The sequence below is a fragment of the Streptomyces sp. NPDC058464 genome, assembly GCF_042721035.1.
Classification (GTDB): domain Bacteria; phylum Actinomycetota; class Actinomycetes; order Streptomycetales; family Streptomycetaceae; genus Streptomyces.
Window position 1 is genome coordinate 61922 of record NZ_JBHXMA010000042.1, and the last position, 14390, is coordinate 76311.

Genomic DNA, 14390 nt, shown 5'->3' on the forward strand with positions numbered 1-14390 from the left:
GGGAGTAGCATCCGGCGCATCGGTCCTGTCCGTACGACGCTGACGTCTCGGAGGAACAATGCAGCCGACCGCCACGGTGCTGGTCTACAGCGACGACTCCAACACCCGCGAGCAGGTACGGCTCGCCGCCGGCCGGCGACCGGCCCCCGATGTGCCGTTCGTCGAGTTCGTGGAGTGCGCGACGCCCGCGGCGGTCGTCGCCGAGCTGGACAAGGGCGGCATCGACGTGTGCGTGCTGGACGGCGAGGCGGTGCCCCTGGGCGGCATGGGGGTGTGCCGGCAGATCAAGGACGAGGTGTTCAACTGCCCGCCGGTGCTGGTGCTGATCGGGCGGCCGCAGGATGCGTGGCTCGCCACGTGGAGCCGGGCGGACGGCGCTGTGACGCTGCCGGTGGAGCCGGTGGAGTTCGCCTCGGCTCTTGCTTCGCTGTTGCGGCAGAAGAGGCTGCTGAGCGCCTAGGAGGGGGTGGGGCGCGGTGCGTGCGCGGGTGCGGGCCGGTGGGGGCCGTTCGCGCCCACGCGGCGGCAGCCGCATATCGACTACCGCCCCGCGCCCCTGACGGGGCGCTTGCCGCTGGGGGCGTTTCACAGTGCCGCTGGCTGCACTCTCGCCGCGTCCTCCGGCTTGGGGGCGTCCGGGGTGCCGTCGGTGAGGGCGCTGCCCTTGCGCCAGTCCTTCCAGACGAGGTTCCAGTCGCCGAAGCCGTTGCCGAAGTCCTCCATCGTCTTGCCGTTGGAGTTGACGACCTTCACCAGGTCGCCCGGGTGGAAGGTGTCGAAGAACCACTCGGCGTTCGAGGTGTTCATGCCGGTGCAGCCGTGGCTGACGTTCTCGTACCCCTGGGACCCCACCGACCAGGGCGCGGCGTGCACGTACTCGCCCGACCAGGTGACCCGGGTGGCGTAGTAGACCGGCAGGTCGTAGGAGTCCGAGGTGCCCTCGGCGATGCCGACCGTGGTGCCGCGCATGCGTACGAAGTACTGCTTCTCCAGGACGACCTTGACGCCGTTGCGGGTCTCGAAGCCCGCCTTGCCGGTCGTGACGGGGATCTGGTTGATCTCCTTGTCGTTCCGGTAGATCGTCATCTGGTGGGCGGCGGCGTCCGTGACGGCGAGGAGCTTGTCGCCGATGGTGAGCTTGAGGGGTTTGGCCGCGCCGCCCCACAGGCGGTCGCTGATCCGGACGCCGTCCAGGTTGCTGTGCACCTGGAGGGTGGCGTGGGCGGGCCAGTAGTCCTTGGGCCGGTAGTGGAGTTCCTTGTCGCTCACCCAGTACCAGGAACCCTGCACGGCCGGCACGGAGTCGACCCTGAGGGCGCGCTCGACGATCGCGCGCTGGGCCTTGTCCTTGATCTCGTGGTCGAGTTGGGCGGTGACCGGCTGGCCCACGCCGTACTCGCCCGCCTTCGGGCCGAAGGTGACCTTCAGCCGCTGCCGGGTGGTGGGCACGGTGGTGTCGAAGGTGAGGACCTTGCGGCCGGGGGCGCCGTCCTGGTCCTCGGTGCTGATCTGGACCGTGTAGTGGGCGTTGGCGGCCAGCGGGGAGGTGCTGTGCCAGCGGTGGCCGTCGGCGTCGAGTTCGCCCGCCACGAAGCGACCGGTGGCGTCCTGGGCCGTGACGTCCGTGATGCGGTCCTCGTCGCTCTTGGCGACGACCTCCAGGGGCTTGTCGGGGTCGGCCCGCTTCCCCGCACCCGTGGGGGTGTTGAAGGAGATCTGGTCCGCCGCGTCGTACGGCTTGTCCGCGAGGGGGTTGCCGTCCGAACCGCAGGCGGTGACGCCCACCCCGAGGGCGATCACCAGCAGGGTGCAGCTGACGACGGTACGGGCGCACGGAGAGTGACTCATACTGTCACGCTATGAGATGTTTTGCGGACCGGCGCGGCGGGTGGTCCGGACGGGGGACGGACGCCGCACCGGAGGCGCGAACGGGCCGGAGAGGGGCCGGAGACGGCGGGAGCCCGGACCCCCCTGACGGAGGATCCGGGCTCCCGGTGCGTTCGGTGCGTGCCTACTGGGTGCGGTTCTCACCGTGGTAGTACTCGAACACCCAGCCGAAGAGACCGATCAGGATGATGGGCGCCGCGAAGTACAGCAGCCACCAGCCCACGGCGACACCGAGGAAGGCCAGCGCGCCACCGACACCGAGGGCGAGCGGCTGCCAGCTGTGCGGGCTGAAGAAGCCGATCTCACCGGCGTCGTCCGCCACGTCGGCTTCCTTGTTGTCCTGAGCACCGGCGTCCACGCGGGAGGCCGTGAAGGTCAGGTAGAAGCCGATCATGAGGCAGAGGCCGAAGGCCATGAAGAGCGCCGTGGTGCCGGCCGCCTCCTTCGACCACACGCCGTAGACACCGGCCATGGCGAGGACGAAGACGCTCAGCCACACGAACATCCAGCCCTGGATCTTCACTTGCCGGCCTCCTTGCTGCCCGCGACAGCGGCGGCCGCGTGGCCGTGCTCCAGCTGCTCCAGGGCGGCGATCTCAGGGTGGTGCAGGTCGAAGGCCGGGGATTCGCTGCGGATCCGCGGCAGGGTGACGAAGTTGTGCCGCGGGGGCGGGCAGGAGGTCGCCCACTCCAGCGAACGGCCGTAGCCCCACGGGTCGTCGACGCCGACCGGCTTGCCGTACTTGGCCGTCTTCCACACGTTGTAGAGGAACGGCAGGATCGACAGGCCGAGCAGGAAGGAGCTGATCGACGAGATCGTGTTCAGGGTGGTGAAGCCGTCGGCCGCCAGGTAGTCGGCGTAACGACGCGGCATGCCCTCGGCACCCAGCCAGTGCTGCACCAGGAAGGTGCCGTGGAAGCCGACGAACAGCGTCCAGAAGGTGATCTTGCCGAGCCGCTCGTCGAGCATCTTGCCCGTCATCTTCGGCCACCAGAAGTGGAAGCCGGAGAACATCGCGAAGACGACCGTACCGAAGACCACGTAGTGGAAGTGGGCCACCACGAAGTACGAGTCGGAGACGTGGAAGTCCATCGGGGGCGAGGCCAGGATGACACCGGTCAGACCACCGAAGGTGAAGGTGATCAGGAAGCCGGTGGCCCAGAGCATCGGTGTCTCGAAGGACAGCGAGCCCTTCCACATGGTGCCGATCCAGTTGAAGAACTTCACACCGGTCGGGACCGCGATCAGGAAGGTCATGAAGGAGAAGAACGGGAGGAGCACGCCGCCTGTGACGTACATGTGGTGGGCCCACACCGTCACGGAGAGACCGGCGATCGAGATGGTGGCCGCGATCAGACCCATGTAGCCGAACATCGGCTTGCGGGAGAAGACCGGGATGACCTCGGAGATGATGCCGAAGAACGGGAGCGCGATGATGTACACCTCTGGGTGTCCGAAGAACCAGAAGAGGTGTTGCCAGAGCAGCGCTCCGCCGTTCGCGGCGTCGAATACATGTGCCCCGAATTTTCGGTCCGCCTCCAGCGCGAACAGCGCGGCGGCGAGGACCGGGAAGGCGAGCAGGACCAGCACGGCGGTCAGCAGCACGTTCCACACGAAGATCGGCATCCGGAACATGGTCATGCCGGGCGCACGCATGCAGATGATCGTGGTGATGAAGTTGACCGCACCGAGGATGGTGCCGAAGCCGGAGAAGGCCAGACCCATGATCCACATGTCGGCGCCGATGCCCGGCGAGCGGACCGCGTCCGACAGCGGGGAGTAGGCGAACCAGCCGAAGTCGGCCGCACCCTGCGGGGTGAGGAAGCCGCCGACGGCGATGGTCGAGCCGAACAGGTAGAGCCAGTAGGCGAACATGTTCAGCCGCGGGAAGGCGACGTCGGGCGCGCCGATCTGGAGCGGCATGATCCAGTTCGTGAAGCCGGCGAACAGCGGCGTCGCGAACATCAGCAGCATGATCGTGCCGTGCATCGTGAACGCCTGGTTGAACTGCTCGTTCGACATGATCTGCAGACCGGGGCGAGCGAGCTCGGCGCGCATCAGCAGCGCCATCACACCGCCGATCAGGAAGAACGCGAACGACGTGACCAGATACAGCGTTCCGATGGTCTTGTGGTCGGTGGTGGTGAGCCACTTGACGACCACGTTGCCGGGCTGCTTGCGCCTGACCGGCAGCTCATCTGCGTAAGAGCCTTCAGCTGCCGCGGCACCCTGGGGTTCGTTGAGGATGCTCACAGGTTGTTCGTCTCCCGGTTCTTCTCGTGGCTCGTCTGCGCGATGCCGGCGGGAATGTAACCGGTCTGCCCCTTCTTGGCGAGGTCCTTGAGGTGCTGCTGGTAGCGCTCGGGCGAGACGACCTTCACGTTGAACAGCATCCGGGAGTGGTCGACGCCGCAGAGCTCGGCACACTTGCCGAGGAAGGTGCCCTCCTTGTTGGGAGTCACCTGGAACGCGTTGGTGTGGCCCGGGATGACGTCCATCTTCATCAGGAACGGCACCACCCAGAAGGAGTGGATGACGTCACGCGAGGTGAGGACGAAGCGGACGGTCTCACCCTTGGGGAGCCAGAGCGTCGGACCGGGGTTGCCGGTCTGCGGGTTCTTCGTGCCCGGCGTACCGACGTCGTAGACACCGCCGGCGGCGGCCGGGAACTCCTTCTTGAACCGGTCCGGAATGGCGGCCAGGTTCGCGTCGGTCTTCGCGTCGCCGGTCACGCCGTCGACGGGCGTGATGTAGTTGAAGCCCCAGCTCCACTGGAAGCCGACCACGTTGACCGTGACGTCCGGCTTCTTGTCGGTGAGGCTGAGCAGCTTCGTCTCGTCGCGGGCCGTGAAGTAGAACAGCACGGAGACGATGATGAGCGGCACGACCGTGTACAGCGCCTCGATCGGCATGTTGTACCGGGTCTGGGCCGGGACCTCGATCTTGGTACGGCTGCGCCGGTGGAAGATGGCGCTCCAGATGATCAGACCCCACACCAGCACGCCGACGGCGAGCGCGGCGGCCCAGGAGCCCTGCCACAGGGAGAGGATCCGCGGAGCCTCTTCCGTGGTCGGGGTGGGCATACCAAGGCGGGGGAAGTCCTTGTATGTGCATCCGGTAGCGGATACCAGGACCAGGCCCGCGGTCATTGCCTGCAGCAGCTTCCGCCGCATCGGGCGCCGCGGCGAGCGGTCGGAGCCGTTGGGACTCACGTAGCGCCTTCCCGAGAGTCTCGCCCGCGCGGTCGGCTGCGGCCTTCTCGCTGGTCGGTCGCCGCCCTGCGTCGGGCAGGGGTTTGGATGTTTATGCGGACCAAACCCTAGCCGACGCGATTCGGGGGGTCGCGGGGAGGGGGGCATACGCGCCGCGGGTCACTCTGTAGGGGTGGGAATGGGCGCCCAATAGCTCGGGTTGGTGGGGTTTCGTGCGCGTGTGCAGGTGGGTGGGGGCTGGTCGCGCCCACGCGGCGGAGCCGCAAATGGGTACAGCCCCGCGCCCCTGGGTTGGCTGTCCCCGAGGACGTTCTAACGTTGCTGCGTGTCCTACTTTGACGCTGCGTCCGCTGCTCCTCTCCACCCCGTGGCCCGTCAGGCCTTGTTGGCCGCCTTGGACGACGGGTGGGCGGACCCTTCTCGGTTGTATCGCGAGGGGCGCAAGGCGCGCATGCTGCTGGATGCCGCCCGGGAGGCGGCGGCCGACGCCGTCGGTTGCCGGCCGGACGAGCTCACCTTCACGCCGTCCGGGACGCGTGCCGTCCATGCGGGCGTGGCAGGCGCGTTGGCCGGTCGTCGCCGGATCGGACGTCACCTGATCGTGTCAGCCGTCGAACACTCCTCGGTACTCCATTCGGCCGAGGTGTTCGAGGCGGAGGGCGGCGAGGTGACCCGGGTGTCGGTGGCGCGGACAGGTGCCGTGGAGGCGGAGTCGTACGCCTCCGCGCTCCGCCCCGGCACCGCGCTCGCCTGCCTCCAGTCGGCCAACCACGAGGTGGGCACCGTGCAGCCGGTGGCGGCGGTGGCCGAGGTGTGCCGGGCGGCCGGGGTGCCGTTGCTGGTGGACGCGGCGCAGTCACTGGGGTGGGGGCGGGTCGAGGACGGCTGGTCGTTGCTGACGGCGAGTGCGCACAAATGGGGTGGGCCGAGCGGGGTCGGGCTGCTGGTCGTACGCAAGGGGGTGCGGTTCGCCGCCCAAGGGGCCTCGGACGAACGGGAGTCGGGCCGGGCGCCCGGCTTCGAGAACCAGCCGGCGATCGTCGCGGCCGCGGCCTCGCTGCGGGCCGTACGGGCGGAGGCGGAGCAGGAGGCCGTACGGCTGCGGGAGCTGACGGCACGGATCCGGGCGCGGGTGGCCGAGTTGGTGCCGGACGTGGAGGTGGTGGGCGACGCGGAACGGCGGCTGCCCGGGATCGTCACCTTCTCCTGTCTCTATGTCGACGGAGAGACACTGCTGCACGAGCTGGACCGGGAGGGCTTCTCCGTGTCGTCCGGATCGTCCTGCACGAGCAGCACGCTGACGCCGAGCCATGTGCTCAAGGCGATGGGTGTGCTGAGTGAGGGGAACGTGCGGGTGTCGCTGCCGACGGGGGCGGCCGAGGCGGACGTGGAGCGGTTCCTGGAGGTGCTGCCGGGGGTGGTGGCCGGGGTGCGGGAGAAGCTGGGGGTCACGATGCCGACGGCGGCCGTGCAGGAGGACGCACTCGTCGTGGACGCCCTCGGCAAACGATGCCCGATCCCCGTCATCGAACTGGCGAAGGTCATCGGCACCGTGCCGGTGGGCGGCAGGGTCCGGGTCCTGTCCGACGACGAGGCGGCACGCCTGGACATCCCGGCATGGTGCGAGATGCGGGGCCAGGAGTACGTGGGCGAGGAAAAGACAGAAAAAGGAACGGCGTACTTGGTACGCCGGATCAGCTGACTTACTTAGGGGCGCGGGGAACTGCGCGACCAGCCCCCACGCCGCCGCACCCGAAACTCAAACCAGGTAGCCCCGAACCTCTTCGGCGGCCTCGTCCCCGTACGCCTTGGTGAACCGCTCCATGAAGTGCCCCCGACGCAGCTGGTACTCCTGCGTACCCACGGTCTCGATGACGAGGGTCGCCAGCATGCAGCCCACCTGGGCCGCCCGCTCCAGCGGGACCCCCCACGCCAGCCCCGAGAGGAACCCGGCGCGGAACGCGTCGCCGACGCCCGTCGGGTCGGCCTTGCGCTCCTCGTCGGGGCAGCCGACCTCGATGGTCTCCTCGCCGACCCGCTCGATCCGCACCCCTCGCGCACCGAGGGTCGTCACCCGGTGGCCGACCTTCGCGAGGATCTCCTCGTCGCTCCAGCCGGTCTTGGACTCGATCAGGCCCTTCTCGTACTCGTTCGAGAAGAGGTACGTCGCGCCCTCCAGCAGTATCCGGATCTCGTCGCCGTTCATCCGGGCGATCTGCTGGGAGAAGTCGGCGGCGAAGGGGATGGACCGGGTCCGGCACTCCTCCGTGTGGCGGAGCATGCCCTCCGGGTCGTCCGCGCCGATCAGGACCAGGTCGAGGCCGCCGACCCGGTCGGCCACCGTCTTGAGCTCGATCAGCCGGGCCTCGCTCATCGCACCCGTGTAGAAGGAGCCGATCTGGTTGTGGTCGGCGTCGGTCGTGCACACGAAACGCGCGGTGTGCAGGGTCTCGGAGATGCGGACGGAGTCCGTGTCGACGCCGTGCCGGTCGAGCCAGGCCCGGTACTCGTCGAAGTCGAAGCCCGCCGCGCCGACCAGGATCGGCCGGGTGCCGAGCTGTCCCATGCCGAACGCGATGTTCGCGCCGACGCCGCCCCGTCGTACGTCCAGGTTGTCGACCAGGAAGGACAGCGAGACCGTGTGCAGCTGGTCCGCGACCAGCTGGTCGGCGAAGCGGCCGGGGAAGGTCATGAGGTGGTCGGTGGCGATGGAGCCGGTGACTGCGATGCGCACGGCTGGGACTCTCCTGAGGGGGAGGCGTAATTGACAGTTAACGCTACCGGGTCGGCGTGGGCACCCTGAAGGTGCCAAAACTACCCGATAGTAGATCTTTCTTCGCGACGCCCGACGTGCCTACGGTTCCGTCATGACGAACCTCAAGGTCCACTCCCCCGCTCCGGCCGACCTCGACGGCGACCTCGCGTCGCTGCGCGGGGACTGCGCCCGGATGGCTCCGCACTGGACGGTTCCCGATCACAGCGATGCCCGTCCCGTGCCGCCGTCACTCATCCACGGGGTGACCGTGCCGAAGAAGTCCGCCAGGCTGCTGGACGCGATGTCCGACTACGGCGACTGAGTCTCGCCCGGCGCGTTTCCCAGGGAACCGCGCGCTCCCCTCCCGCGTCCCATCGCCGTCCCCCGTGAAGGGGAGGCGGGATACGACACGGCAAGGAGCGATGCGGTGAAGAGCGAGCGACCCGAGAACGACGACGACGCGGCCGCGGGCGGCACCGGGGAGCCCCCCGAGGCCCGGCAGGCCACGGAGTCGCCGGAGGCCGCCGAGGCCGATGCCGACGCGCAGACCACCGCGGAGTCCGCCGAGAGCGCCGAGAGCGCCGTGGCAGAGGTTCCGGAGCCCGAGGAGGCCCCCGAGCCGGACGCGGCCCCAGCCGCCGAGGCCGCAGCCGAGGCCGCCGCTGAGGCCGCCGCTGAGGCCGCCGCTGAGGCCGCCGCTGAGACCGTGGAGCCCTCTGCCGAGCCGGAAGCGGTCGCGCTTTCCGATGCCTCCGACGCTCCTGAGGCCCCCGGGACACCCGAGGCCGAAGCCGAAGCCGATATCGAAGCCGATGCCAAGGCCGAAGCCGATACCAAGGCCGAAGCCGATACCGAGGCCGACGACCTCGCTCCCCGCCGTCGCTCCCCCGCCCTCGTCGTCGCCTCCGTGGCCGCCGCCGTCCTCCTGATCGGCGGTGGCGGTGCCTACCTCGCCGCGAGCACCGGTTCCGGCGCCGGTTCGGACTCCGGCGGCGGTACGACCACGGGCGCGTCCGGCGGTTCCACTCCCCCGCCCCTCGCCCTGGACGGCTACTCCTCCGGCGGCAACGGCATAGCCCCGGGCGAGCCCGATCCCTACGGCGTGACGTACAAGGCGAGCGGGACGCTCCCCGCCGGCCCCGGCTCGGCCACCGTGTACCAGCCCTCCGGCGAGGTCTCCAAGGACCGGGTCGCCGCGCTGGCGAAGGCGCTCGGGGTCGAGGGGGCCCCGGTGGCCGAGGGCCAGGTGTGGAAGGTCGGCACCGACAACGACGGCTCCGGCGGGAGTCTCCAGGTGAACCGGGCCGCCCCGGGGCTGTGGACGTACAGCCGCTATGCCCCGGGCACCGACAACTGCAAGAGGGGCCTGGTGTGCACGCAGGACCCGGCGGTGCCGGCCGGTGACCCGGTGAGCGTGAGCGACGCCGAGAAGGCGGCGGCGCCGGTGCTGAAGGCGCTCGGCCAGGACGACGCGAAGGTCGACACGAGCCAGGTGATCGGCGCCCAGCGGGTGGTGAACGCCGACCCGGTGGTCGGCGGGCTGCCGACGTACGGCTGGACGACCGGGCTGACCGTCGGCAAGCAGGGCGAGGTGGTCGGCGGCAACGGGATGCTGGCGACGCCGGCGAAGGGCGACACGTATCCGGTGCTGAGCGCCGCCAAGACGCTGGACCTGATGAACGCGGCGCCGCGCTCCGACCACCGGATGGGCATCGGCGGCTGCGCCAGTTCCGTACCGCTGAAGGACCGGCTGGAGCAGCCGTGCGGCGCGTCGACGCCGTCCGCGTCGGCCGCCTCGTCCGCGTCCCCGGCCGTGATCGAGAAGGCGGTGTTCGGGCTCGCCGCGCAGTCCGTCGCCGGGCGGCAGGCGCTGGTGCCGTCCTGGCTGTTCCAGGTGCGCGGGGCGGCGGACTCGTACACCGTGACCTATCCGGCGGTGGACCCGAAGTACCTGGTCTCCTCCTCGTCGCCGTCGCCGACGCCCTCGGCGAGTGCGAGTGCGAGCGCCTCGGCGGGGACCACGAAGGACGTGAAGGTGGACGGGTACACGACCGACGACCGCGAGCTGGTCGTCGCGTTCACCGGCGGGGTGTGCGCCGACTACAAGGTGACGGCGGACGAGGGCTCCGAGCAGGTGGTGGTGAAGGTGACCGCCACGCCCTGGCCGGACAAGATCTGTGTGCTGATCGCCAAGCAGTACCACCAGGCGGTGCACCTGGACGCGCCGCTGGACGGCCGGAAGGTGGTCGGCACGGACGGCAAGGCCGTCCCGAAGGAGAAGGCGACGACGCTGAACCCGCAGCTGGGCTGAGCGCACACAGGAAGGCGGCGGCCCCTCACCACGAGGGACCGCCGCCTTCCTGCCGTGTGCCCTTCGGCTCAGCTGAAGGAGTCGCCGCAGGCGCAGGAGCCGGTCGCGTTCGGGTTGTCGATCGTGAAGCCCTGCTTCTCGATGGTGTCGACGAAGTCGATCGACGCGCCGCCCAGGTACGGAGCGCTCATGCGGTCGGTGACGACCTTGACCCCGCCGAAGTCCTTGACGACGTCGCCGTCGAGGGAACGCTCGTCGAAGAAGAGCTGGTAGCGCAGGCCGGAGCAGCCGCCGGGCTGGACGGCGACGCGCAGGGCGAGGTCGTCACGGCCTTCCTGGTCGAGCAGGGCCTTGACCTTGGCCGCGGCGGCGTCGCTCAGGATGATGCCGTCGGTGGCGGTGCTGGTCTCGTCCGATACGGACATCTACATCTCTCCCGGGTTGTACGGAGACTGCTTGCCGACGAGTGCAACCGGCGGGTCCGCTGATTCATTCCGGGCCGGCATGCGCGTTCTCGCGTTTTTCCTACGTCTTCATGCTCGCACATGCCCGAAGTGACGCACAGCAGTCGCGGTGGCCACCCACGGCGACCTGCACACAAGGCGACCACCCCGCGTCCACCCGCCGGCCACCCTCCCGTTCGGCGCCGGGATTGATGTCACATCGACGCTATGGCCATCGTCAAAGTGACATGAAGCAGTTATGATAGATAGCGTCAGAACGACGAAAAGTAGAAAGGGTGCGTGTCGTGACCACCGCCCAGACCACGGAGCTCGACGTACAGCCGACTCCGCTCGCCCTGCTGCTGCTCGGCCGTGAGGCCGACCCGAAGAGCGAGCGGGGCGTCGAGTGTCCCGGCGACCTGCCCTCGCCGTCCGACCCGGACCTGGTCGCGCGCGCCCGCGCGGCCAAGGAGAAGCTCGGCGACAAGGTCTTCGTGCTCGGCCACCACTACCAGCGCGACGAGGTCATCCAGTTCGCCGATGTCACGGGCGACTCCTTCAAGCTGGCCCGGGACGCGGCCGCCCGCCCGGAGGCGGAGTACATCGTGTTCTGCGGTGTGCACTTCATGGCCGAGTCCGCCGACATCCTGACCTCGGACGACCAGAAGGTGGTCCTTCCCGACCTCGCGGCCGGCTGCTCCATGGCCGACATGGCGACGGCCGAGCAGGTCGCCGAGTGCTGGGACGTGCTGACCGAGGCCGGCATAGCCGAGCAGGTGGTCCCCGTCTCGTACATGAACTCGTCCGCGGACATCAAGGCGTTCACGGGCAAGCACGGCGGCACCATCTGCACCTCGTCGAACGCGCAGCGCGCCCTGGAATGGGCCTTCGAGCAGGGCGAGCCCTCGGCGACAAAGGTGCTGTTCCTGCCCGACCAGCACCTGGGGCGCAACACCGCCGTCCGGGACATGGGCATGTCCCTGGACGACTGCGTGGTCTACAACCCGCACAAGCCGAACGGCGGCCTGACCGCCGACCAGCTGCGGGCCGCGAAGATGATCCTGTGGCGCGGCCACTGCTCGGTGCACGGCCGTTTCTCGCTGGACTCGGTCAACGACGTGCGCGAGCGCATCCCGGGCGTGAACGTCCTCGTCCACCCGGAGTGCCGGCACGAGGTCGTCGCCGCCGCCGACCACGTCGGCTCGACGGAGTACATCATCAAGGCACTGGAGGCCGCGCCCGCCGGCTCCAAGTGGGCCATCGGCACCGAGCTGAACCTGGTCCGCCGCCTCGCGAACCGTTTCGCGCCGGAGGGCAAGGAGATCGTCTTCCTCGACAAGACCGTCTGCTTCTGCTCGACCATGAACCGCATCGACCTGCCGCACCTGGTCTGGACCCTGGAGTCGCTGGCCGAGGGCAACCTGGTCAACCGCATCGAGGTCGACAAGGAGACCGAGGCGTTCGCCAAGCTGGCCCTGGAGCGGATGCTGGCGCTGCCGTAGCCGTACGACGCCTGTGTCACCCCGGGTCGACGGGTTCGCGCTCGGGGTGCGCGGGGTCGAGGGTGAAGATCGTGCCGTCGGAGGTCGACAGGACCAGGGCGCCGCGGTTGAACCAGACGGTCGGCAGCAGGCCGCTGTTGCCGAGCACCTCGGCGCGGGCGGAGGACTCCCACAGGACGGTGCCCTTCGCCGCGTCGAGCGCGACCACCCGTCCGCTCATGCCCGCCATGTACACCGTGCGCCCCTTGGCGTCCACGGAGGCCTGGCCCGGTGACTCCAGGGTCGTGTGGCTCTCCCACAGCCGGGCCCCGGTCGTCGGCGAGAAGGCGGTGACCAGGCCGCTGGAGGTGGCGAGGTAGAGCGCGCCCCGGGCCAGGGTGGGCAGCCCGCCCCGGTACTTCTCGGGCAGCTGGACCAGGGTGCGCCTGCCGGTGTCGGGGTCGACGCGCACGATGCGGTGGTAGATCAGGTCGGGGCCGTTGTTGACGTCCTGGTCGTCCGACTCCAGGAAGAGCAGCTGTCCGGAGAGGGTGCCGACGAAACTGGCCGTCTGGGCGGGAGAATTCAGGGTGCGCACCGAGCCGTCGGCGGGATGGACGACGTAGAACCTCGTGGCGTGCGAGCCGTCCGACTGGTCGCCGCAGTCCACGTAGGGGAAGTCCCCCGCGGAGAGCATCGAGCAGAGCCAGCCCCGGGGCACGGGCACGTTCCGGCGCACGCTGCCGTCCCGTGCCGAGCGGACGGTGAACGTGGTGCCGTCGCCCTCCTGGGTCAGGGTGACCCCGTCGCCGTAGGCCGAGCCCAGGCTGTCGGTGCGGACCGCGTGGGACCACACCTCGGTGCCGTCCGAGGCCTTGAGCGCGAGGACGGACTGGGCCTTTCCCGCGCCGTTGTCGTCGGTGAGCTGGAGTTCGACGAGGACCACGCCGTCGTCCACACCGAGGACGGTCGTGATGTAGCGGTCGGCCGGTTCGCCCGCAGGCGCTATGCCGGAGCGCCAGAGGGTCCGGCCGGTGGTGGCGTCGACCCGGGTCGGGAGGAGGGCGGTGCCGCCGCAGTAGACGGAGGAACCGTCCGAGACGCAGGAGGGCGAGGTGTCGCCCTCGTAGCCCGGCGCCTTCCGCACGCCCTGCTCGGCGGTGGCGGACACCGTTGTCTGCCAGGGCTGCCAGCCGGCGGGGAGGGCGCCCCAGCGGGATCCGGGGGACTCCGAGGACGTCGAGGACGCCGAGGAGCCGGTGCGTGCCTCGCCGTCGCCGATCCCGGGGCCCAGCAGCAGGTAGTAGCCGGTCAGGGCGAGGGCGGTCACCGCGGCCGCGGCCAGCAGCAGGCGCGGGGTGCGGCGGCGGGGGCGGCGGCCGGTGACCGGCGGGGTGGTGGCGTCGGGGGCGAGGGCGTGGCCGGGACGGGTGGCGGGCAGGCGCAGGGTCATCGTCTGCGGTTCGGCGGACTCCGGCTCCGGCAGGGCCGCCGCGAACTCCCGGGCCAGGTCGTCGAGTCCGGGCCGGGCGGCGGGGTCCTTGGCCAGGCAGCGCTCCAGGACCGTGCGCAGCGGGCCGGTGACCCCGTCCAGGACGGGCTCGTTGTGGACCACCCGGTAGCCGGTCAGATAGGGGCTGTCGGCGTCGAAGGGGCCGCGTCCGGTGACGCAGTACACCAGCAGCGCGCCGAGCGAGAAGACGTCGGAGGCGGGGCCGACGGTACGGGCGTCGGTGAACTGCTCCGGGGACATGAACGGCGGGGTGCCGACCATCTGCCCGGTCTCGGTGAGGGTGTTGTGGTTCTCGGCGGCCCGGGAGATGCCGAAGTCGATGACGCGGGGGCCGTCCTCGGCGATCAGGACGTTGGCCGGTTTCAGGTCACGGTGCACCACCCCGGCCCGGTGGATGTCCCGCAGCGCCTCCACCAGGCCGAGGGCCAGCGGCCGTAACTCGGTGACGCGGAGCGCGCCCTGGGTCCGGATGCGGGCGGCGAGGGAGGGGCCGGGCACGTACTGGGTGGCCATCCAGGGCGCCGGCGCGTCCGGGTCGGCGTCCAGGACGGGGGCGGTGAAGGCACCGCTCACCCGGCGGGCGGCCTCGATCTCCTGCCGGAAGCGGGCCCGGAAGACGGGGTCCTCGGCGTACTGGGCGTGCACCACCTTGACGGCGACCTCGCGCCCGGAACGCGACCGGCCCCGGTAGACGATGCCCATCCCGCCGGCCCCCAGCCGGTCGGCCAGCCTGTAGCCGCCGAGGGACCGCGGGTCGTCCTTGTGCAGCGGCACGCCCAAACTCCCCT

At 70.1% G+C, this 14390-nt stretch carries 12 protein-coding genes; 5 read left to right on the forward strand and 7 right to left on the reverse strand.

What is annotated here, in order from left to right; all coding sequences use genetic code 11:
- Nucleotides 1-58: 58 nt before the first annotated feature.
- Nucleotides 59-460 carry a hypothetical protein gene (locus tag ACFWPQ_RS40540; protein WP_384046644.1) on the forward strand — a complete coding sequence of 134 codons (402 nt, stop codon included), beginning with the start codon at nucleotides 59-61 and terminating at the stop codon, nucleotides 458-460.
- 125 nt (nucleotides 461-585) lie between these two features.
- Here ACFWPQ_RS40540 and ACFWPQ_RS40545 read toward each other — a convergent pair whose 3' ends face one another.
- From ACFWPQ_RS40545 to coxB, 4 genes are all read right to left on the reverse strand, one after another.
- On the reverse strand, nucleotides 586-1848 hold the full coding sequence (locus ACFWPQ_RS40545; RefSeq protein ID WP_384046647.1) for an Ig-like domain-containing protein: 1263 nt from the start codon (nucleotides 1846-1848) through the stop codon (nucleotides 586-588).
- Between the two features lie 163 nt (nucleotides 1849-2011).
- Complete coding sequence (locus ACFWPQ_RS40550) at nucleotides 2012-2410, reverse strand: cytochrome c oxidase subunit 4 (RefSeq protein ID WP_384046650.1); 399 nt, start codon at nucleotides 2408-2410, stop codon at nucleotides 2012-2014.
- Nucleotides 2407-4140, reverse strand: coding sequence for a cytochrome c oxidase subunit I (gene ctaD, locus ACFWPQ_RS40555; protein ID WP_384046653.1), 1734 nt, complete (start codon nucleotides 4138-4140; stop codon nucleotides 2407-2409). The genes ACFWPQ_RS40550 and ctaD overlap by 4 nt, the downstream gene beginning before the upstream one ends.
- Nucleotides 4137-5099: a cytochrome c oxidase subunit II gene (gene coxB / locus ACFWPQ_RS40560; protein WP_384046656.1), complete on the reverse strand. Its 963-nt coding sequence runs from the start codon at nucleotides 5097-5099 to the stop codon at nucleotides 4137-4139. Before coxB ends, ctaD begins: the two co-directional genes overlap by 4 nt.
- Before the next feature lie 325 nt (nucleotides 5100-5424).
- Between coxB and ACFWPQ_RS40565 the strand changes: the two genes are divergently transcribed.
- Nucleotides 5425-6801: a cysteine desulfurase/sulfurtransferase TusA family protein gene (locus tag ACFWPQ_RS40565; RefSeq protein WP_384046659.1), complete on the forward strand. Its 1377-nt coding sequence runs from the start codon at nucleotides 5425-5427 to the stop codon at nucleotides 6799-6801.
- 57 nt (nucleotides 6802-6858) lie between these two features.
- Here ACFWPQ_RS40565 and ACFWPQ_RS40570 read toward each other — a convergent pair whose 3' ends face one another.
- Nucleotides 6859-7833, reverse strand: a complete 975-nt coding sequence (locus ACFWPQ_RS40570; RefSeq protein ID WP_384046662.1) for a carbohydrate kinase family protein — start codon at nucleotides 7831-7833, stop codon at nucleotides 6859-6861.
- A gap of 133 nt (nucleotides 7834-7966) precedes the next feature.
- Between ACFWPQ_RS40570 and ACFWPQ_RS40575 the strand changes: the two genes are divergently transcribed.
- On the forward strand, nucleotides 7967-8176 hold the full coding sequence (locus ACFWPQ_RS40575) for a hypothetical protein (RefSeq protein ID WP_361283426.1): 210 nt from the start codon (nucleotides 7967-7969) through the stop codon (nucleotides 8174-8176).
- A 105-nt stretch (nucleotides 8177-8281) separates the two neighbouring features.
- The gene (locus tag ACFWPQ_RS40580; RefSeq protein ID WP_384046665.1) at nucleotides 8282-10165 is read left to right on the forward strand and encodes a hypothetical protein; all 1884 of its coding nucleotides are present in this window, start codon (nucleotides 8282-8284) and stop codon (nucleotides 10163-10165) included.
- A 68-nt stretch (nucleotides 10166-10233) separates the two neighbouring features.
- Here the strand turns inward: ACFWPQ_RS40580 and ACFWPQ_RS40585 are convergent, their stop codons facing one another.
- Nucleotides 10234-10590 (reverse strand): iron-sulfur cluster assembly accessory protein, encoded by a 357-nt coding sequence (locus ACFWPQ_RS40585; protein WP_030951236.1) that lies wholly within the window; start codon nucleotides 10588-10590, stop codon nucleotides 10234-10236.
- A gap of 323 nt (nucleotides 10591-10913) precedes the next feature.
- On the opposite strand from ACFWPQ_RS40585, the gene nadA reads away from it, so the two are divergent.
- Nucleotides 10914-12110 carry a quinolinate synthase NadA gene (nadA, locus tag ACFWPQ_RS40590; protein ID WP_384046668.1) on the forward strand — a complete coding sequence of 399 codons (1197 nt, stop codon included), beginning with the start codon at nucleotides 10914-10916 and terminating at the stop codon, nucleotides 12108-12110.
- A gap of 16 nt (nucleotides 12111-12126) precedes the next feature.
- Here nadA and ACFWPQ_RS40595 read toward each other — a convergent pair whose 3' ends face one another.
- Nucleotides 12127-14376 (reverse strand): PQQ-binding-like beta-propeller repeat protein, encoded by a 2250-nt coding sequence (locus ACFWPQ_RS40595; RefSeq protein WP_384046671.1) that lies wholly within the window; start codon nucleotides 14374-14376, stop codon nucleotides 12127-12129.
- Between the last annotated feature and the right edge of the window lie 14 nt (nucleotides 14377-14390).

Bases quoted from the DNA above. Each gene is read 5' to 3' on its own strand.
- ACFWPQ_RS40540 (WP_384046644.1), top strand. From the start codon at position 59: ATGCAGCCGACCGCCACGGTGCTGGTCTACAGCGACGACTCCAACACC.
- ACFWPQ_RS40545 (WP_384046647.1), bottom strand. From the start codon at position 1,848: ATGAGTCACTCTCCGTGCGCCCGTACCGTCGTCAGCTGCACCCTGCTG.
- ACFWPQ_RS40575 (WP_361283426.1), top strand. From the start codon at position 7,967: ATGACGAACCTCAAGGTCCACTCCCCCGCTCCGGCCGACCTCGACGGC.
- ACFWPQ_RS40585 (WP_030951236.1), bottom strand. From the start codon at position 10,590: ATGTCCGTATCGGACGAGACCAGCACCGCCACCGACGGCATCATCCTG.